Here is an 18,466-nt window from a genome sequence, read left to right on the forward strand (position 1 = left end):
CCGTTCAACCCCGCCGGCCGTCCCGGCCCGTCCACGTGATTCCTGATTCCCGAACCCGGAGGCCCTGCCCATGACCGCCCGAACAACCGGGGTGAGTGAAGAACTCCCCGAATTCCCGTTCCCGGGGACGAGTTACCGGGGCCCCGACCCGCTCTTCACCCGGCTGCGTGCGGAACGGCCCGTCGTACGGGTGCGGTGGAGCGGCGGGGGTCATGCCTGGATCGTGACTCGCCACGAGGACATCAAGGCGGTGCTCGACGACACCCGGTTCAGCCGGGCGGCGTCGTACGCGCCGGAGGCACCGAAGTTCAGCGGCCTGTTCCAGGCGCCGCCCGGGATGATCGTCTCGCTCGACCCGCCGGACCACACCCGGCTGCGGGTCCTGGCGGAGCAGGCGTTCTCCCCGGCGCGGATCGAGGGCATGCGGCCGCGGGTGCGCGAGCTTGCGGGCCGCCTTCTCGACGCCCTGGAGAAGCAGCCGGCGGACGGGCCTGTGGACCTCGTCGAGGGCTTCGCCGCCCCGCTGGCCATGGGCGTCATCTGCGAACTGCTCGGCGTGCCCGAGAAGGACCGGGACCAGTTCCTCGTCTGGGTACGCCAGTTCGCCGACGTCTCCGGTCCCGAGGAGCTCGCCGTCGAGGGACGCGAGAACCTCGGCGCGTACATCGCAGGCCTGGTGGCGGGCAAGCAGGCGCAGCCCGCCGACGACGTGCTGTCCGACCTGATCACGGCCCGTGACGGCGAGGACCGGCTCGGCTTCGAGGAGCTGGTCGGGCTCGGCTACACGCTGCTCGGCGGCGGGTTCGACTCGGCCGCTGGGCAGATATCCAACTTCGTCCTGACCCTCCTCGACCGCCACGCCGACGTGTGGCGGCGGCTCGGCGAGCACCCCGAGGACGTCCCCGCCGCCCTGGAGGAGCTGCTGCGGACGGTCAACCTGACCGGCAACGACACCTCCGGGATGCCGCGCATCGCCACCGAGGACGTGACGATCGGGGACACCACGATCCCGGCCGGTGACGCCGTGTTCCTCGCCTTCGCCTCCGCCAACCGCGACGCCGCCGTCTTCGCCGACCCGGAGACCGTGGACTTCCGCCGTACGGACAACCCGCACCTGGCCTTCGGCTACGGCATCCACCACTGCCTGGGCGCACCGCTGGCCCGCGTCGAACTCGCCGTCGCCCTGGAGGAGTTGACTCGCCGCTTCCCGGACGCGCGCCTCGCCGTGCCGGAGGGCGAACTGCTGTGGCGGGCCGGCGACGTGAACCACAACCTGGTCAGCCTTCCCGTCCACCTGAGCACGAGCACCGTGAGTAGGAGCACCGTATGAGCAGCGTCGAGCTTCCCGCCGTCAGCAAGGAGGTCCGTCTCGCGGCCTACCCCGACGGCGAAGTGACCCTGGACCACTTCGAGTTCGGCGAGTCGGAGCTCACGGCGCCCGGCAATGGCGAGGTCGTCGTCCGCAACGACTGGATGACGCTCGGCTCCGTGGCCCGCGACCAGATGAACCCGGACACGAAGCTGCCGATCCCGGTGTTCCAGCCGGGCGTCGCCATGTGGGGCCGCACCGTCGGCACGGTCGTCGCGTCGAACAGCGACACGCTCGCCGTCGGCGACCTCGTGGAGCACTTCTCGGGCTGGCGCGAGTACGCGACCGGGGACGCCCACGGGTTCTTCAAGCGCGACCGCGCGCTGCTGCCGGGTCCCGAGTACTTCCTGTCCCAGGGGCCGACGGCCTGGCACGGCATGGTCGGCACGGCGGGTGTCTCCGAGGGCGACACGGTGTTCGTGTCGGGCGCGACCAACGGCGTCGGCGCGCTCGCCGGGCAGATCGCCAGGCTGCGGGGCGCCAAGCGCGTCATCGGCAGCACCGGCTCCAAGGAGAAGATCGACTTCCTCGTCGAGGAGCTGGGCTTCGACGCGGCCTTCGACTACCACGAGGGGCCGGTCGCCGAGCAGCTGGCGGAGCTCGCGCCCGACGGTCTCGACGTGGTCTTCGACAACGTCGGCGGCGAGCAGTTCGAGGCCGCGGTGCAGGTCGCCTCGCGCGGGGCCCGCTTCGCGCTGTGCGGCGCGCTGTCGGGGCAGCACGGCTCGGGTGACGGTGGCGCGCCGCGCCTCCAGCTGATGTCGGCGATCACCAAGGACCTGACGCTGCGCGGGTTCGCGACGCTGCACACCCCGGACCAGATCGAGGAGTGGAACACCCAGTTCGGCACGTGGCTGCGGGAGGAGCGCATCGTGTTCCCGCACACGGTCGTCGAGGGCGGGGTCGCGGAGCTGCCGACGGCGTTCGTCGCGCTGCTCGACCGCAAGTACAGCGGCACGGTGCTGGTGAGAATGAGCTGACCGGATTCGGTGAGCCCGCGGTGGTGCCCCGGACGCTGTCCGGGGCACCACCGCGTTGTTCGTGGAGACACATGACAGTGCGACGACACAGCGAGAGGATCCCTTCGTGGTGACAGGAGACGCGGCGGTGCTGGACCGGCGAGCGCTCAACAGGGCTTTGCTGGCACGGCAGTTGCTGCTCGAACGGACGTCGATGCCGGCGGCCGGGGTCGTCGGGCACCTGGTGGGCATGCAGGCCCAGGCGCCCAACCCGCCCTACATCGGCCTGTGGACGCGGATCGACGGCTTCCGTATCGAGGACCTGGCCGGCCTCGTCAGGGAGCGCGAGGTCGTCCGCATCGCGCTGATGAGGGGAACGATCCATCTGGTCACGGCCGACGACTGCCTGGCGCTGCGCCCCGTGCTCGACGGCTCGCTGCGGCAGGGCCTCAAGGGCACGTTCGGCCGCAAGCTCGAAGGGCTCGACCTCGCGAAGGTGGCCGCGGAGGGCCGGGCCCTGGTCGAGGGCGAGCCGCTGACGCTGGGCGGGATCGGCACCGCGCTCGCGGAGCGGTGGCCCGACCGGGACCCCTTCGCCCTCGCCAACGTCGTACGGACCCTGGTGCCGCTCGTGCAGGTGCCGCCGCGCGGCCTGTGGGGCGAGAGCGGACAGGCCGTGCACACGAGCGCGGAGTCGTGGCTCGGGCGGCCGCTCGCGGACAGCACGTCGCCGGACGCCATGGTCGAGCGCTATCTGGCCGCTTTCGGGCCCGCCTCGGTGAAGGACGTCCAGGCCTGGTCGGGCATGACGCGGCTCGCCGAGTCCGTGCAGCGGCTCGGGTCGCGCGTGCGCAGGTTCCGCGACGAGAACGGGGTGGAGCTGTTCGACCTGGCCGACGCGCCCCGGCCCGACGCGGACACCCCCGTCCCGGTGCGGTTCCTGCCGGACTTCGACAACATCCTGCTGTCGCACGCAGACCGCAGCCGCATCATCACCGAGGAGCAGCGCAAGCTCGTCTTCACCCGCAACGGGCTGATCAAGCCGACCTTCCTCGTCGACGGCTTCGTGCGGGGCATGTGGCGCATCGAGCAGAGGCGCAAGGCGGCGACGCTCGTTCTGGAGCCGTTCGGCCCGCTGAGCGGCAAGGACCACGACACGCTCGTGGAGGAGGGCAACGCGCTGCTCGCGTTCGCCGCGGCGTCCGCCACCGCGCGCGACATCCGCGTGGCGTGACGGCGGACGCGGCGTCCGTACGACGACGCACGCGGCGGGGGAGAGACCGCGTTCCGGCCTCTCCCCCGCCGCGTGCGTGGTCAGTTCGCCCAGTCCGGGACGTCCAGGATCTCCAGGACGGTCGTCGTCCACACGTAGCCGGCGCCGGCCGCCTGGAGGACCACCAGGTCGCCGGGCTTCGGGTCGCCCGTCTCCATGATCCGGTTGAGGCCGAGGACCGGGTCGGCCGTTCCGACCATGCCCGTCGACAGGCCCCACTCGTGGGTCGTGCGCTCGCGGTCGACGCCGAGCAGGCCGTACAGGCCGTGGGTCACGATGGACAGGGCCAGGTTCTGGTGGAGGAAGAACCGGACGTCGGACAGCTCGATCTCCGCCTCGTGCAGCGCCTGCTTCATGGACAGCTGCACGCTGGAGGAGATCTTCTCGATCGCGTCGTCGAAGTCCATGTCCTCGGCGAGGAGGTAGTCCGACTTGCGCTCGCTGACGCCGACCGGCGCGCCGCCCGAGAACGGGGCGTCGGTCCAGCTCGCGCCGCTGCGGCCCATCGGCTCCAGGGACGGGTCGGCGTGCGAGTAGGTGGCGCGGACGCGGGCGAAGCCGCCCCGGCCGGACAGCACGAGGGCAGCCGCGCCGTCACCGTCGACGTTCTGCTCGTCGGAGCCCCATCGGTCGATGTACGGCATCCGGAAGGCGTCGCCGCCGGTGATGAGGGCGGCGGTGACGTCGGGGCGCGAGGTCACGTACGAGGCGGCGACCTCGAAGGAGGCCAGCATGCCGTTGCAGCCCTGCTTGATCTCGAACGCCGGGCCGCTGCCGCCGACCGTCTCGCGCTGCACGAAGCTGGCGGGCGTCCAGAAGTCGAGGCCCTGGTGGCCTATGTAGCTGTGCAGGACGAGGCCGAACTCGTCGTGCCCGTGGCCCGACCTGGCCACCGCCTGGCGTCCCGCGACGGCCGCCATCGTGGGGCCCGTCTCGTCCTCGGCGGCGATGTGCACGGAGCGGAACCCGTTCAGGGACTGCTTCTGCTGCGTGTACCGGCCGGCCGCGATCGCCTCCTGCGCGGTCTCGATCCGCTCGGGCAGGTACCCGCCCACTCCGGCGACGTACAGGTTGTTCCAGCGCATGTGAGTGTCTCCTTCAGGCCGCGTGGAGGTACGCGGCGAGGGTGGCGGGGGTGGGCACCTGGTAGATGCGGCGCACCGGGACCTTGACGCCGAACGCCTCCTGCACGCGCCGGGTCAGCTTGGACGCGAGCAGCGAGTGCCCGCCCAGGTCGAAGAAGCTGTCGTCCGCGGCCACGTCCGGCATGCCGAGCACCTCGCCGAACAGCAGGCACAGCTCGTTCTCCCACTGGGTTACGGTCATCGGGGCCTCCGTGGTCTTCCGCGTCTGGGTGTCGGGTCGGTCGTGCGCCGGGGACTCGGCGGGTGTCATGCCGCCTCCGCCGCGAGCCGGTCGTGCAGCTCCTCGTCGTACAGCTCGTCGACGGACATGCCGCCGGCGGCCACCGCGAAGTAACGCTCCGTCAGGTCCGGGGAGTGCTGGATCATGCGGAGCATGGCGAGCCGGTCGGGGGTGACCTCCAGGCGGCTCACGAACAGGGTGTTGCGGTAGCCCTCGAAGAGGTCGTCCTGCAGCTGTTCCGAGTACCGGCTCAGTCCCTGTGCGAGCCGGTCCGGGTCGTCCAGGACGCCGGCGACCGAGTCGGCCAGCAGGTCGGCCTGGAGGAAGGCGTCGCTGATGCCGCGCGCCGTGATCGAGTCCTTGTGGTGGGCGGCGTCGCCGACCAGGGCCCAGCCGGGGCCGCTCGGGGCCCGGAAGAAGTTCTGCTGGTCGCCGGTGCCGCGCAGCCGCTCGACGCGCTCGCCGCCGTCCATGGCGCGCTCGTACAGGTCGGGGGCGGTGTCGCGGATGTTGCCCAGGTAGTTGTCGAGGGCGTCGCCGCGCACCTGGTCGAACTCGGACTGCGGGAAGTAGGCGGCGATCAGGGTGGCGTCGTCGTTCGTGGGGATCGCGCCGATCCAGCGCCCGGGCCGCTCGTAGAGCTCGAACTGCGACTTGATGCCCTGCCAGTACGTGAAGTAGATGCAGGACATCAGGGGGTCCTGCACGGTGAAGGGGGCGTCGACGGCGCGCGCCACGGCGGAGCGCATCCCGTCGGCTCCGACGACGAGGCGGGCCCGCTCCTCGACCGGCTTGCCTTCCGCGGAGCGGCACTTAACGCCCACCACGCGGTCGCCGTCGAAGACGAGCCCGGACACCGAGCAGCCGTCCCTGAACTCGGCTCCGGCGGCCACCGCGGCGTCGACCAGGATCTGGTCGAGCAGGTAGCGGCGCGGCGCGTAGGCGGCGGACTGGCCCTCGTGGGGCACCGTGCCGCCGTCGAGGCGGACGTCGTCGCCGACCTGGTAGATCGTCCGGTCGAGCGCCGGGCAGCCGGTCGCACGGACGGCGTCGAGGATGCCCCAGCGGTCGAGCCGCGCGATGCCGGGCTGATGGATGTAGTGCGTGGACAGTGTGTCGCTGGGGAACCGCGCCCGGTCGACGAGCAGCACCCGATGGCCCGCCCGCGCCAGGAGCAGTGCGGAGGCGGCACCCGCGACGCGAGCCCCCACCACGATGACGTCGTACATTCCGGACCTCCAAGTCACGGACATGCCCCTCGGTTCGGCGGTGGGCCGGGCGGTGTGCCGCCCGGCCCACCGGGGTTCGGGGCAATCTGAGGGCACCTTGGCAGCCTGTTCTTGAGACCCGCTCGACCGTCCCGGCCCGGCTTCCGTGCGCTCAGTCCCGGGCGGTGAATCCGCCCTGGTTCTCCTTGGCCCACTGCTCGAAGGTCCGGGCGGGCCGGCCCGTGACCCGCTCGGCGTCGGCGACCGTGGCGGGCCGGTCCACGGCGGCGGCCCACTGGTCGAGGAGCGAGGTGAGGATGGGCGCGGGCACGAACCGCCCCATCTCCTCGACGGCCTGGTCCCGCGTCAGTTCGTGGACCGGGATCTCGTGTCCGAGGAGCCCGCCGAGGATGCCGAGCTGCTCGCGGAACGTGAGGGAGCGCGGGCCGGTGAGTTCGACGGTCCGGCCGAGGTACGCGTCGTCCTCGAGCACGGCGACGGCGACGTCGGCGATGTCGTCCTCGTGGATCGGCGCGGTGTGGGCGCCGGGGAAGGGGATCCGTACGGGCTGTCCGCCGCTGATGGCGTGGCTCCAGCCGAACGCGTTGCTCGCGAAGGCGCCTGGTCGCAGGACGGTGCCCGGCACCCCGGACGCCTCGAGGGCGGACTCGACCGCCGCGTGGTGGGCCGCCAGCGGGTCGGAGTCGGCCTGGGGGCCGGAGACCGTGGAGGAGGACAGCAGGACGACCTGCCGGACACCGGCGCGTGCGGCGGCCGCGAACAGTTCCTTGGCTCCCTCGGACTCGGCGTAGAGGAACGCCTTGTCCACGCCGCTCAGCGCGGCGTCGAAGGTGGCGGGACGGTTCAGGTCGAGCTGGACGGCGCCCACACCGGCCGGAACGCTCAACTCCTCAGGTGTGCGGCTCGATGCGCGCAGGGGGTGTCGGTGTCCCGCGCTGTGCAGGCGGTCCAGGACGCGGCGTCCGATGTTGCCGCGTGCACCGGTTACAAGGATGGTCACGAAAGTACTCCCGTCGAGTGCTGTGCCGGTCCGGACGGTGGGGAGGCCGACGAGGTACCCGTCGGCCCTAAGCGGAGCCGGCAGTTCAGTCAACCGTGCGGGACTCGTGCCTGACTCGATCCGAGTGCGCATACGTCCGGGTCCACTCGCAGTCGAGCCCGCCGGAGCACCCTGCCGCCCCGGGACTTCGAGAGGAGACAGGCCGATGACATCGGTAGTCGCAGCGTTTCGCCGTCGGGTCGCCGACGCCCCCGACACCGTGGCGGTCTGCGCCGGTGACGACCGCCTCAGCTACGCCGGGCTCGACCGCTGGGCCCGCCAGGTGACGCACCAACTCACCGACGGGGCAGGCGCGTTGCCCGGCGACCGGATCGCCGTCTGCCTGGACCGCTCGCCGGAGCTGATCGCCGCGCTGCTCGGCGTCCTCGGCGCGGGCGCCGCGTTCGTGCCGATCGGCCTCACGGATCCCGCGCAGCGGGTCGCCGAGGTCTTCGCCGACTCCGGGGTGCGCGCCGTGCTGTGCGAGCCGGACGACGCGGACCGCTTCGCCCCGTACGGGGTGCCGGTGCTGCACGTCGCCGCCCGCCCCGCGCCGGACGCCGCGGCGCCCCCGGAGACGTACATCGTCCGGCCGGACGACCTCGCGTACCTGATGTACACCTCGGGGTCCACGGGCCGGCCGAAGGCCGTGATGGTCGAGCACCGCAACATCACCAACCTCGTCACGGAGCCCAACTACGTCGACCTCGGCCCGGACGACCGCATCCTGCAGCTGGCCCCCGTCGCCTTCGACGCCGCCACGTTCGAGATCTGGGGCGCGCTGCTCAACGGCGCCCGGCTCGTGCTCGCTCCACCGCAGCAGGTCCCGGCCGAGGAGCTCGGCGCGCTGCTGCACGGCGAGGGCATCACCGTGCTCTGGCTGACCGCCGCGCTCTTCCACCGGCAGATCGACGTGGACGTGAAGGCGTTCGCGGGGCTGCGCGCGGTGCTCGCGGGGGGTGACGTGCTGTCCGTGCCGCACATCGACGAGCTGCGTGCGGCGGTGCCCGGCTGCGCGGTCGTCAACGGCTACGGGCCCACCGAGACCACCACGTTCGCCGTCTGCCACCGCATCGGCGCGCACGAGGACCTCGGCCAGTCCGTCCCGATCGGCACCCCGCTGCAGAACGTCGACATCCGCATCGTCGGGGACGACGGGCGGCCCCTGCCCGACGGCGAGGCGGGCGAGCTGTGGATCGGCGGCGCCGGGGTGTCCCGGGGCTACTGGCAGCGCCCGGACCTCACGGAGAAGGCCTTCGTCACGGCTCCCTGGGACAGTTCGGCGGGCCGCTTCTACCGCAGCGGCGACCTGGCCAGGCGGCGCCCGGACGGCGTCATCGAGTTCCTGGGGCGGGGCGACGACCAGTTCAAGCTGCGCGGCTTCCGCATCGAGCCCGGTGAGCTGGAGAGCACCCTCGCCGGCCATCCGCAGGTGCGCAGCGCCGCCGTCGGGGTCCGCGAGAGCCATCTCGCGGACCGCCGTCTCGTGGCGTGGGTGGTGCCGGCCGGCGACGCGCTCGACCGGCGCGCCCTGCGGTCCTACCTGCGCGAGCGCGTGCCCGAGCACATGATCCCGGCCGCCTTCGTATCCCTGGCCGAACTGCCCATCACCGGCAATGGCAAGACCGACCGCAAGGCGCTGCCCGCACCCGACTGGACGTCCAGGTCCATCTACGTCTGACGCCCAACCATCCCGATAAGCCCAACTCGCCCCGAAGGGACGGAGCATGACCATCCAGCCGTTCACAAACCAGTACGTCGTGGTCACGGGCGGTGCCACTGGCATCGGCCTGGCCACCGCCCTCGACTTCGCCAAGCAGGGCGCCGCCGGCGTGATCATCACCGGGCGCCGCGCCGACCGGCTCGCCCAGGCGGCGGAACTGCACCCCGCCCTCGTCCCGGTGACGGCCGACGTCAGCACCCGGGAGGGTGCGGACACGGTCGCCGAGGCGGTCGACGCGATGGGCGGCACCCTCGACGTGCTGGTGCACAACGCCGGTGTGCACACCATCGGCGCCGCCGGTGAGATCGACCCGGACACCGCACGCGACCTTTTCGACATCAACGTCCTGGGCACCGTCATCCTCACCAACCGGCTGCTGCCGAGCCTGCGTTCACCGGGCGGCAGCATCGTGTTCGTCACGAGCCCCGCCGGGCACAACCCGACGCCGATGGCCTCGGTCTACGCGGCCAGCAAGGCCGCCGTGAACACCTTCACGCGCTCCTGGGCCCTCGAACTCGCCCCGAAGGGCATCCGCGTCAACGCGGTGGCTCCGGGCTGGGTGCGTACCGAGGTCTACGAGAGCCACGGCATGTCCACGGAGCAGGTCGACGAACTCTTCGCCCAGGCGGCCAAGTCCGTGCCCCTGGGCGTGACCGGAGTACCCGAGGACGTCTCGCAGTGGATCACGCTGCTCGCGGCGCCGAGCAGCGCGTGGATGACGGGCCAGATCCTCACGATGGACGGCGGCGCCGACCTCGTGCGGGCCCGCCAGGTCTGACCCCCGTACCGAACCGCAGAAGAAAGGACGGCACACCCATGCCGCAGACCACCGACCGGCACGACGACGGGCCGGCGGCGGCCCCGGTCCTCGATCCTCAGGCCCTGTTCCACACCGGTCTGGTGGTGGAGGACCTGGACCTGGCGATGAAGACGCTCAGCGAACTGGCGGGCTACCGCTGGACGACCGTGATGGAGCTGGAGGTCACGGCGCGCGCGGCAGACGGCGCCCTCACGCACGCCTCGCAGCGCTTCGCGCTGTCCGTCGACGAGCCGCGGCTCGAACTCGTCGAGGCCATACCGGGGACGGTGTGGGTGTCCGACGGCAGCAACGGCGCGCACCACGTCGGGTATTGGGCCGAGGACGAGCGCATCGTGGAGATGTCGGCGGCGCTCGACGCGCTCGGGTTCGCCGTGGAGGCCTCCAACGACTTCGAGGCCGACGGCAAGCTGATGTGGGTCTACCACCGCGGCCTCGGCGGCATCAGGATCGAGCTCCTGAACAAGCTCATGAAGCCGTCCATGGACGCGTGGATCGCGGGGGCGGACCCGGCGGCGGTGCAGCAGGACGCGCCCATCGGCTGACCCCCTCTCATCGGACAGCGAAGTGCCCCCGCCCGAAGGCGGGGGCACTTCGCTGTCCGGGCCGCCGGTCAGGGGCGCAGGGTCACAGGCAGGGTCTCAAGGGCGTGGTTGATGCCGCCCAGGTGCCAGGGGATCTCGCTCTCCGGCACCGCGAGGGACAGGTCGGGGAAGCGCCGGACGAGGCCGTCGATCGCGACCTCCAGCTCCATGCGGGTCAGTTGCTTGCCCAGGCACAGGTGCATGCCGTGACCGAAGGACAGGTGCGGGTTGGGGGTGCGGGCGAGGTCGAGGCGGTCCGGGTCGGGGAACACGCGTCCGTCCCGGTTGGCCGCCGAGATCGCGATCACGACCGCGTCCCCCTTGGCGATCCTGACCCCGCCGAGCTCCAGGTCCTCCGCGGCGATACGCGGGTTGCCGGCCGAGTCGGTGGAGAACAGGTTGACGTGGCGCAGCAGTTCCTCGACGGCGCGCGGGATGCGCGTGCGGTCCTCGGCGAGCCAGTTCCACTGGTCGCGGTGGTGCGCGATGAGCGCGAGCACCGAACTGGCCAGCTGGTTGGCCGTGGTGTCGAAGCCGGCCCCGATGAGGGTGAAGGCGAACGTCACCAACTCCTGCTCGCTGAGCCGGTCACCGCTGTCGCGGGCAGCGATCAGGTCGGACAGCAGGTCCTCGGCGGGGTGGGCGCGCTTCTGCGCGACGACGTCGACCATGGACTCGGTCAGCTTCGCCAGGCCGTTGACCGAGTCGGAGTCCTCCCCCTGGTCGTCCACCGTGACAAAGTCCCGCGCGTGCGCGGCGAAGAGCCACAGCACCTCCATAGGAACGCCCAGCAGGTTGCCGATGACGGTGAGCGGCATCGGCACGGTGAACCGCTCGACGAGGTCGACGGGACCGGACGAGGTGGCCATGGCGAGCGGGTCGAGCAGGTCGTCGGCGATCCGCTGGATGCCCGGCCGCATCTGCTCGATGCGGCGCGCGGTGAACGCCCCGGCGGCGAGCCTGCGCAGCCGCGCGTGCTCGTCACCGTCCATCGAGATGATCATGTCGGGCGTCGAGGTCATCGCCCCGCCGATCCGGGGCGCCCCCGGCTTCACGGTCTCGGCACGGCTGAGGCGGGGGTCCGCGAGCGCTTCCCTGGCCTCGTCGTACGCGGTCACCAGCCAGGCGTCCACGCCGCCTTCCGTACGCACGCGTACGACGGGCGCCTCGGCCCGCAGCCGCGCGTACTGCGGAGCGGGGCAGCGGTAGGACGAACCGGCGAGGGGGAACACCTGTGTCTCCTGGACCTCTTCGGTCACGTTCAAGACAGCACCTCCACAGTGGGCGCGGTTGGGCGACGCCGGTCTCAGGCGGCGTCGGCGGGTACGTCCGGGCGCGGGGTGCGGCCCGGGCAGGCGGAGCGGGCGGGGGGCAGGGTGCCGTCGACGAGGTAGGCGTGGACGACGGTGTCCACGTGCGGGTTGCCGCCGAGGACGTACACCTCGTGCTCGCCCGAGTCCTCGACGGTCAGCAGGTGGTGGCCGAGGCGTTCGGCCATGGCCACGCCGCCGTCGTAGTGGTCCATGGGGTCGCCGTCGGCCTGCACGATCAGGCCCACCGGGTAGCCGTCGCGGGTGAGGTCGACGGGCTCCTCCGGGGCCTCGAACGCGCGGAACGCGCCCACCCACGGCTGGGCGCGAAGGACGCCGTAGCCGTACGGGAACCGCTTCCGGAACTCCCGCATGTCCTGGTAGTAGACCTCCAGGTCGGCGGGCCAGGCGTGTTCCAGGGTGATGGCTTCGAGGACGCCGACGCGCAGGTCGCCCTCGCTGTCGGCGGGGCGCCAGGTGCCCTGTTCGGCGAGCAGTTCACGGCAGGCGTCACGGTCGCCGGCACCCGCGGCGCGGTGCAGCACGGACACCAGGGTGCCCAGCGTCTCCCACTGGCCCCGGTCGGCGGCGCGGTTGCCGACGGCCCCGTCGAACAGGGTCCGCAGCCGCACCCCGTCCTCCTCAAGCGCCTCCAGGGCCGTGACCGCTTCCTCGACGGTGCTGAGCACCTGGTCGGGCGTGCGGCCCGCGCCGAAGGTGCCGTGCCGCTCACCGGCCCAGCGCGCCCACAGGTCGACGTTGCGCTGGACGGCGTCGCCCTGCTGGAGGAACTGTTCACGCCAGGTCCACTCGGGGCCCACGCAGGAGTCGAGGACGAGGCGGTCGAGGGCGGCCGGGAAGAGGCTGCCGTAGACGGCGCCGACGTAGGCCCCGTACGCGTACCCGACGAAGTTGATCTTCTCCTCGCCGAGCACCGCGCGGATCACGTCCATGTCGCGGGCGGTGTTGCGGGTGCTGATGTGCGGGCGCAGGTCGCCGCCGGCGCGGGCGCAGGCCTCCTCGCGCAGCCGCATGTCCTCGGCGAGCGCCGCGAAGGCGTCGTCCGGGGGGCGGGAGTCGAAGGGGGCCTTGGGGACGGTCACTTCGGCGTACAGGTTGGTCGACTCGCCGATGCCGCGCGGGTCGAAGCCGATGAGGTCGTACACCTCCTGGAGGGGGGTGTCGGCATAGGCGGCGGGCAGGTCGCGGCCGCGTCCCCAGTCGCCGCCGGGGCCGCCGTTGACGGCCAGTAGGATGCCGCGCCGCCGGGCCGGGTCGGTGGCGCGGCGGCGGGTCAGGGCGAGGGTGATCTTCTCGCCGTCGGGTTCGGCGTAGTCGCGGGGGACCTCGATCGTCGCGTGTTCGACGTGGTCCGTGTCGGGTGCGGGCGACCAGGCCGGCCGCTGTGTGTGGAACGTGCTCACCACCGCGAAACCTCCGTTCTCGTCAGGCGGCAACCTTCTCGGTGTCGCCTCGAGGGGTACTGGACTGCTTCCGGACCGGGACGAAGAGCGCGGCGACGAGGCCCGCGACGGCGAACACGGCGGCCCCGGTGAGGGCCAGGCCGTACCCGGCGGCGCGCGCGTCGGCGAGGCTCGCGCCTGCCCCGGTGCGTGCGTCGATTCGGGCCGCCGACAGGCCGGCGAGGGTCACCAGGCCGACGGCGCTGCCGAGTTGGCGGGTGGTGTTGAGGAGCCCGGAGGCCAGGCCCGCCTGGTGCGGGGCGAGGCCCGCGGTGGCGGCGTTCGTCGTGGCGTTGAGGACGGCGCCCATGCCCGAGCCGAGGAGGACGCAGGGCCCGAGCACGTCGGTCAGGTAGCTCGAGCCCGCGTCCGCGGCGGACAGCCAGAACAGGGCTCCGGCGGCGAGGGTGAGGCCGCCGAGCAGGATCGGGCGCGGGCCCGTCCTCGGCACGAGCGGCGCGATCCCCCAGCCGCCGAGCGCCATGCCGACCGAGAGCGGGAGGTAGCTGAGGCCGGTGCGCAACGGGCTGTAGCCGAGGACCTGTTGGAGGACGAGGGTGAAGAAGTAGAAGGTGCTGAAGAGGGCGGCGATGCCGAAGAAGGCCACCAGGTTCGCGGCGGCGACCGAGCGGTTGCGGAAGATGCCGAGCGGCACCAGGGGGTGCCGGGCGAACCGGGCCTGGATCATCAGGAACGCGGCGAGCAGCAGCGCCCCGGCGAGGAGCGGGCCGAAGACGCGCGGCGACCCCCAGCCGTGCGTGGCGTACTGGGAGACGCCGTAGACGGCGGCCATCAGGCCGAGGGTGACGGTGACGGCGCCGGGCACGTCGAGACCGCTGCCCCCGGCGCCGGCCCTGCGGGGGCGGGTCTCGGGGACGACCCAGCGGACGGTGGCGAGCAGCACGATCCCGATGGGCACGTTGACGAGGAAGATCCAGCGCCACGAGAACCATTCGATGATGACGCCGCCGGCCAGTACGCCGATGGCGCCCGCGGCCCCGGAGACCGCGCTCCACCAGCCGAACGCCCGGGCGCGGGCGGCCGGTTCGGTGAACGTCGTGCCGAGCACGGTCAGGGTGGCGGGGGCCATGACGGCGGCGCCGAGGCCCTGGAAGGCGCGGGCGAGGACCAGGGTCACCGGGGCGTCGGCGGCGCCTCCGACGAGGCTGGCGAGGGTGAACAGGCCGACGCCGCACAGGAAGATGCGGCGCTGGCCGAAAAGGTCCGCGAGGCGCCCGCCGAGCAGCAGGAAGCCGCAGACGACCACCGTGTAGGCGTTGTTCACGAGTTGCAGGTTGTGCTGGGTGAAACGCAGGTCGGCGGCGATGACGGGCAGGGCCACGTTCACCACCGACGCGTCCAGCACGTTCATGAACTGGCCCAGGCAGCAGGCGGCCAGGACGAGGGAGAGCCGGTGGCCCGCGCCGCCCCCGCCGCGTCCGGCGGCCGTGTTGGGGGTCCGATCGGTGACTGTCATGGCGGGCACGCTGCGCCGGACCGATCGACCAGCGGTAGCGACACGGTCGAGTCCGCACAGGCGATCGAGAGTTCCTCCACCGCGATTGCAGGGCCGCTCGCCACAGTCCGTGCGGAACCACCGCACGGATGGCCGATATTCCACTAGGAGAGCTCGCCATGGCCAAGATCACCTACAAGCATCCGAACGGCACCGTCACCATCCTCGACGTCGAGGCGCCCAACACGGTCATGCGCGCGGCGAAGCTGAACAACGTCGACGGCATCGAGGCCCAGTGCGGCGGCTCCGCCCAGTGCGGCACCTGCCATGTGTACGTCGACCCCGAGAACACGGCGCCGCTGCCCGAGATGGACTCCGTCGAGGACGACGTGCTGTACGGCACGGCGTGCGAGCGCACCGAGTTCAGCAGGCTGAGCTGCCAGCTGCCGGTCTCCGACGCCCTCGACGGGCTGCTCGTCCACCTGCCCGAGGCGCAGAGCTGATGGCGTCGCAGTCGGTGGTCGTCGTCGGCGCGGGCCAGGCGGGCCTGGAGACGGCGGCGGCCCTGCGCGGCCGCGGTTACGAGGGCCGGATCACGCTCATCGGCGACGAACCGGCCGGGCCCTGCGACCGCCCGCCGCTGTCCAAGGGCTATCTCGCCGGAAACGTGCCGGCCGGTGACATCGCGCTGCGCCCGGCGTCGTTCTACGCCGCGCAGGACATCGAGCTGCTGTCCGGGGACAAGGTCGCCTCGCTCGACCGGGAGCGCCGCACCGTCCTGCTCGAGTCGGGCCTGCGGCTGCCGTACGGCGCGCTGGTCCTCGCGACCGGCTGCCGCCCGCGCACGCTTCCCGTGCCCGGCGCCTCGCTCACCGGCGTCCTGACGCTGCGCGGCCTGGCCGACGCGGAGGACCTGCGGCTGCGGCTCAGCGGGCCGCCGCGGAGTGTCGTCGTGGTCGGCGCCGGGTTCATCGGTCTCGAAGTGGCGGCCACCGCGCGCGGCCTCGGCCACGAGGTGACCGTCGTCGAGGCGCAGCCGAGGGCACTGGCCCGCGCGCTGACCCCGCAGATGTCGGCCCACGTCGTCGACGGCCACCGCGCGCAGGGCGTACGGGTGCTGCTCGGCCGCGAGGTGTCCGCGCTGTACGGCGACGCGGAGGGCCGGGTCCAGGTCATGGAGCTCGGGGACGGCGAGCGGATCGCCGCCGACCTCGTCGTGGTCGGTGTCGGGGTCCTGCCCAACACGGACCTCGCACTCACCGCCGACCTGGTCGTCGGCGACGGCATCGTCGTGGACGAGCTGCTGCGGACCGAGGACCCGGACATCTACGCGGTCGGTGACTGCGCCCGTTTCCCGAGCCCGCACGCGGGGCGCCACCTCCGCCTGGAGTCCGTCCAGAACGCCACCGACCAGGCGCGCTGCGCGGCCGCCGGGATATGCGGCGAGCCGTACGCGTACACCGCCGTGCCGTGGTTCTGGTCCGAGCAGTTCGCGATGCGGCTGCAGATGGCCGGGCTCACGGCCGGGCACGACGAGACCGTGACCGTCGGCGATCCGGAGGACGGGCGGTTCTCCGTCCTGTGCTTCCGAGGCGGCCGGCTGATCGGCGTCGAGTCCGTGAACCGTCCGGCGGACCACGGCATCGCGCGCCGGCTGCTCACCCACGGCACCGACCTACCACCGGCGGCGGCCCGGGAGCCGGGCTTCGACCTCAAGAAGCTCCCCCGCACGCCCGCCGGGTCCCAGAACTCCCCCACCTCCCCCACACCGTCACCATCCCGTTCAACCACTCAGGAAAGGCTGTCCATCCATGCCTGAAACCACGTCGGCGCCCGAGGGCACGACTCTCACCGCTCCCGAGCCGTCCCGGTCGAAGCATCCGTTCACGCTGCGGACCATCGGCGTCTGGCTGGCCGTGCTCGCCGTGCTGGCCGGCTTCGGTGTCGCCTCGGCCGCGGCCGCGGAGGGCGACGCCGCCCGTCCCGGCGCGAACGTCTCGCTCGTCGGCGTGTGGGACCTCACGGTGACGGTCCACACCCCTGACGGCGGCACCTCGGTGACGACTCCGCGCTTCACCTTCAACCCGGACCACAAGCTGTCGGCCCAGGGCCCGCCGGACTCGACCGGTGCGCCGCTGTACGTCGCCAAGGGCTACTGGAACCAGAAGGCGGACGGCACCATCTCGTTCTACATCACGCACCAGGGCGCGTCCGAGGGCGGCGCCATCCCCGGCACCGTCGAGGCCGTGCACCTGGGCCGGATAACGGGGAAGACGTTCAACACGGTCGCGTACGCCTTCGTCACCGAAACGCCCGGCGCCGCCCCGATCGGTCCGATCGACGTCGACTCCACGGCCACGTGGGTCTCCTCGGCTCCGACGGCCTGACGTACGCCCGCCGAGCACGTCACACGGGAAAGGTCCCGGTCCCCCGAGGGGGACCGGGACCTTTCCCGTAGGTGCGTCCCGCGTACGGGATCAGGCGCCGCGGACGACCGGCAGGCTGGTGAGCGTGTGGTTGATCTCGCCCTCGTGCCACGGCAGTTCGCTCTCGGGGACCGCGAGCCGCAGGTCCGGGAAGCGCCGCACGAGGCCGTCGATGGCGATCTCCATCTCCATCCGGCCGAGGTGCTTGCCGAGGCAGTAGTGCATGCCGTGGCCGAAGGAGATGTGCGGGTTGCGCTCGCGGGCCAGGTCGAGCCGGTCCGGGTCGGGGAAGACGTCCGCGTCCCGGTTGGCCGACGCGAGCGAGAGGAGCACGGCGTCGCCCTTGGGTATGGTCACGCCGCCGACCTCGATGTCCTCGGCCGCGATACGCGGGAATCCGGAGGTGTCGGTCGCGAACAGGTTGACGTGGCGCAGGAGTTCCTCGACGGCCCTCGGGATCCGGGAGCGGTCCTCGACGAGGTGACGCCACTGGTCCTGGTGGTCCACGAGGAGGGCCAGGACGGAGTTGGCCAGCTGGTTGGCGGTGGTGTCGAAGCCGGCGCCGATCAGCGTGAAGCCGAAGGTGACCAGCTCGGGCTCGCTGAGCCGGTCGTTGTCGTCGCGGGCCGCGATCAGCTCGGACAGCATGTCGTCGGCGGGGTTGGCGCGCTTCTCGGCGACGAGCCCGACGATGTACTCGCTGAGCTTGCCGAGCGCGTGCAGCGACTCCTCGCCGCCGGCCCGGTCGTCGACCGTGGCGAAGGCGCGCGCCCACTGCTCGAACTCCCGCAGGTCCTGGGGCGGTACGCCCAGGAGCTCCCCGATGACGGTCAGCGGGAGCGGCACCGCGAGCTGCTGCACGAGGTCCACGACCCCGTCCTTGGCCGCCATGTCGTCGAGGAGTTCGTCGGTGACCTTCTGGACGTTGTCCCGCATCCGCTCGACCCGCCGCATGGTGAACGCGCCGGCCACCAGCTTCCGCAGCCGGGAGTGCTCCGGCGCGTCGAGCGAGATGATCATCTCCGGCGTCGTGTGCATCGTGCCGCCCACGCGGGGGGCCCCTTCGCCGCAGGCCTGGGCCCGGCTGAGCCGGGGGTCGGCGGAGAGCCGCCGCACATCCTCGTAACGGGTGATCAGCCAGGCGTCCACACCTCCCGCGGTGGGCACCTTCACCACCGGCTGTTCGGCGCGCAGGGCGGCGTACGCCGGGGCGGGGCCACGGTAACTGGAACCGGTGAAGGGGAACACGCCCGCCACCGGGCAGCCGGCGCCCTGGGGCGCCGTCTCCTGGCTGAGTGTCTCCTGGGTGACTGTCACGATAGATCCTCCGCTTGGGACGTTACGGGTCGGATCTCACCGTACGGAGGGCCGATCGAGGCCAAGTCGCCCTGAACTAGAGCAAGTTGAGATGCTCCGCCGCACATGGCGAAGGGGGCGTCCATGGTGCCGGACG

General features: G+C 72.2%; 17 protein-coding genes. 9 read left to right on the forward strand and 8 right to left on the reverse strand.

What is annotated here, in order from left to right:
- Window positions 1–70: 70 nt before the first annotated feature.
- From OG456_RS09670 to OG456_RS09680, 3 genes are all read left to right on the forward strand, one after another.
- Window positions 71–1,330, forward strand: a complete 1,260-nt coding sequence (locus OG456_RS09670) for a cytochrome P450 (protein ID WP_266559206.1) — start codon at window positions 71–73, stop codon at window positions 1,328–1,330.
- Window positions 1,327–2,349, forward strand: coding sequence for an NADP-dependent oxidoreductase (locus tag OG456_RS09675; protein ID WP_266559208.1), 1,023 nt, complete (start codon window positions 1,327–1,329; stop codon window positions 2,347–2,349). The genes OG456_RS09670 and OG456_RS09675 overlap by 4 nt, the downstream gene beginning before the upstream one ends.
- A gap of 106 nt (window positions 2,350–2,455) precedes the next feature.
- On the forward strand, window positions 2,456–3,562 hold the full coding sequence (locus tag OG456_RS09680) for a winged helix DNA-binding domain-containing protein (RefSeq protein ID WP_266559210.1): 1,107 nt from the start codon (window positions 2,456–2,458) through the stop codon (window positions 3,560–3,562).
- A gap of 80 nt (window positions 3,563–3,642) precedes the next feature.
- Here OG456_RS09680 and OG456_RS09685 read toward each other — a convergent pair whose 3' ends face one another.
- The 4 genes from OG456_RS09685 to OG456_RS09700 all read right to left on the reverse strand — a co-directional run bounded on the left by OG456_RS09685 (window position 3,643) and on the right by OG456_RS09700 (window position 7,195).
- Window positions 3,643–4,686: a ketoacyl-ACP synthase III family protein gene (locus tag OG456_RS09685; RefSeq protein ID WP_266559212.1), complete on the reverse strand. Its 1,044-nt coding sequence runs from the start codon at window positions 4,684–4,686 to the stop codon at window positions 3,643–3,645.
- Window positions 4,687–4,699: 13 nt separating this feature from the next.
- Window positions 4,700–4,927, reverse strand: coding sequence for an acyl carrier protein (locus tag OG456_RS09690; RefSeq protein ID WP_266559214.1), 228 nt, complete (start codon window positions 4,925–4,927; stop codon window positions 4,700–4,702).
- A gap of 65 nt (window positions 4,928–4,992) precedes the next feature.
- Window positions 4,993–6,195, reverse strand: a complete 1,203-nt coding sequence (locus OG456_RS09695) for an NAD(P)/FAD-dependent oxidoreductase (RefSeq protein ID WP_266559216.1) — start codon at window positions 6,193–6,195, stop codon at window positions 4,993–4,995.
- 151 nt (window positions 6,196–6,346) lie between these two features.
- A complete protein-coding gene (locus OG456_RS09700) occupies window positions 6,347–7,195 on the reverse strand; it encodes an SDR family oxidoreductase (protein ID WP_266559218.1) in 849 nt (282 codons plus the stop codon).
- 205 nt (window positions 7,196–7,400) lie between these two features.
- Here OG456_RS09700 and OG456_RS09705 point away from each other — a divergent pair, with 205 nt between their 5' ends.
- Genes OG456_RS09705 through OG456_RS09715 form a run of 3 tightly spaced genes read left to right on the forward strand, consistent with a single transcriptional unit; the run spans window position 7,401 to window position 10,319 of the window.
- The gene (locus OG456_RS09705; protein ID WP_266559220.1) at window positions 7,401–8,915 is read left to right on the forward strand and encodes an amino acid adenylation domain-containing protein; all 1,515 of its coding nucleotides are present in this window, start codon (window positions 7,401–7,403) and stop codon (window positions 8,913–8,915) included.
- A gap of 46 nt (window positions 8,916–8,961) precedes the next feature.
- Complete coding sequence (locus tag OG456_RS09710; protein ID WP_266559222.1) at window positions 8,962–9,735, forward strand: SDR family NAD(P)-dependent oxidoreductase; 774 nt, start codon at window positions 8,962–8,964, stop codon at window positions 9,733–9,735.
- A gap of 38 nt (window positions 9,736–9,773) precedes the next feature.
- On the forward strand, window positions 9,774–10,319 hold the full coding sequence (locus OG456_RS09715; RefSeq protein WP_266559224.1) for a VOC family protein: 546 nt from the start codon (window positions 9,774–9,776) through the stop codon (window positions 10,317–10,319).
- A 68-nt stretch (window positions 10,320–10,387) separates the two neighbouring features.
- Here OG456_RS09715 and OG456_RS09720 read toward each other — a convergent pair whose 3' ends face one another.
- Genes OG456_RS09720 through OG456_RS09730 form a run of 3 tightly spaced genes read right to left on the reverse strand, consistent with a single transcriptional unit; the run spans window position 10,388 to window position 14,608 of the window.
- The gene (locus OG456_RS09720) at window positions 10,388–11,617 is read right to left on the reverse strand and encodes a cytochrome P450 (RefSeq protein ID WP_266569132.1); all 1,230 of its coding nucleotides are present in this window, start codon (window positions 11,615–11,617) and stop codon (window positions 10,388–10,390) included.
- A gap of 47 nt (window positions 11,618–11,664) precedes the next feature.
- On the reverse strand, window positions 11,665–13,092 hold the full coding sequence (locus OG456_RS09725) for an alpha/beta fold hydrolase (protein ID WP_266559226.1): 1,428 nt from the start codon (window positions 13,090–13,092) through the stop codon (window positions 11,665–11,667).
- A gap of 22 nt (window positions 13,093–13,114) precedes the next feature.
- Window positions 13,115–14,608, reverse strand: coding sequence for an MFS transporter (locus tag OG456_RS09730; RefSeq protein WP_266559228.1), 1,494 nt, complete (start codon window positions 14,606–14,608; stop codon window positions 13,115–13,117).
- 158 nt (window positions 14,609–14,766) lie between these two features.
- Between OG456_RS09730 and OG456_RS09735 the strand changes: the two genes are divergently transcribed.
- Genes OG456_RS09735 through OG456_RS09745 form a run of 3 tightly spaced genes read left to right on the forward strand, consistent with a single transcriptional unit; the run spans window position 14,767 to window position 16,974 of the window.
- Window positions 14,767–15,090, forward strand: coding sequence for a 2Fe-2S iron-sulfur cluster-binding protein (locus OG456_RS09735; protein WP_266559229.1), 324 nt, complete (start codon window positions 14,767–14,769; stop codon window positions 15,088–15,090).
- Complete coding sequence (locus OG456_RS09740; RefSeq protein ID WP_266559230.1) at window positions 15,090–16,406, forward strand: NAD(P)/FAD-dependent oxidoreductase; 1,317 nt, start codon at window positions 15,090–15,092, stop codon at window positions 16,404–16,406. The genes OG456_RS09735 and OG456_RS09740 overlap by 1 nt, the downstream gene beginning before the upstream one ends.
- The gene (locus OG456_RS09745; RefSeq protein ID WP_266559232.1) at window positions 16,399–16,974 is read left to right on the forward strand and encodes a hypothetical protein; all 576 of its coding nucleotides are present in this window, start codon (window positions 16,399–16,401) and stop codon (window positions 16,972–16,974) included. Before OG456_RS09740 ends, OG456_RS09745 begins: the two co-directional genes overlap by 8 nt.
- Window positions 16,975–17,064: 90 nt before the next feature.
- Here OG456_RS09745 and OG456_RS09750 read toward each other — a convergent pair whose 3' ends face one another.
- On the reverse strand, window positions 17,065–18,330 hold the full coding sequence (locus tag OG456_RS09750) for a cytochrome P450 (RefSeq protein WP_266559233.1): 1,266 nt from the start codon (window positions 18,328–18,330) through the stop codon (window positions 17,065–17,067).
- Window positions 18,331–18,466 lie beyond the last annotated feature (136 nt).

Origin of the sequence: Streptomyces sp. NBC_01446 (assembly GCF_026340095.1) — a bacterium.
Lineage (GTDB): Bacteria > Actinomycetota > Actinomycetes > Streptomycetales > Streptomycetaceae > Streptomyces > Streptomyces aureus.

What these genes read in the sequence shown, in the direction of transcription:
- OG456_RS09670 (WP_266559206.1), top strand. Translation starts at nt 71, where the DNA reads ATGACCGCCCGAACAACCGGGGTGAGTGAAGAACTCCCCGAATTCCCG.
- OG456_RS09675 (WP_266559208.1), top strand. Translation starts at nt 1,327, where the DNA reads ATGAGCAGCGTCGAGCTTCCCGCCGTCAGCAAGGAGGTCCGTCTCGCG.
- OG456_RS09685 (WP_266559212.1), bottom strand. Translation starts at nt 4,686, where the DNA reads ATGCGCTGGAACAACCTGTACGTCGCCGGAGTGGGCGGGTACCTGCCC.
- OG456_RS09690 (WP_266559214.1), bottom strand. Translation starts at nt 4,927, where the DNA reads ATGACCGTAACCCAGTGGGAGAACGAGCTGTGCCTGCTGTTCGGCGAG.
- OG456_RS09695 (WP_266559216.1), bottom strand. Translation starts at nt 6,195, where the DNA reads ATGTACGACGTCATCGTGGTGGGGGCTCGCGTCGCGGGTGCCGCCTCC.
- OG456_RS09705 (WP_266559220.1), top strand. Translation starts at nt 7,401, where the DNA reads ATGACATCGGTAGTCGCAGCGTTTCGCCGTCGGGTCGCCGACGCCCCC.
- OG456_RS09710 (WP_266559222.1), top strand. Translation starts at nt 8,962, where the DNA reads ATGACCATCCAGCCGTTCACAAACCAGTACGTCGTGGTCACGGGCGGT.
- OG456_RS09715 (WP_266559224.1), top strand. Translation starts at nt 9,774, where the DNA reads ATGCCGCAGACCACCGACCGGCACGACGACGGGCCGGCGGCGGCCCCG.
- OG456_RS09730 (WP_266559228.1), bottom strand. Translation starts at nt 14,608, where the DNA reads ATGACAGTCACCGATCGGACCCCCAACACGGCCGCCGGACGCGGCGGG.
- OG456_RS09735 (WP_266559229.1), top strand. Translation starts at nt 14,767, where the DNA reads ATGGCCAAGATCACCTACAAGCATCCGAACGGCACCGTCACCATCCTC.
- OG456_RS09740 (WP_266559230.1), top strand. Translation starts at nt 15,090, where the DNA reads ATGGCGTCGCAGTCGGTGGTCGTCGTCGGCGCGGGCCAGGCGGGCCTG.
- OG456_RS09745 (WP_266559232.1), top strand. Translation starts at nt 16,399, where the DNA reads ATGCCTGAAACCACGTCGGCGCCCGAGGGCACGACTCTCACCGCTCCC.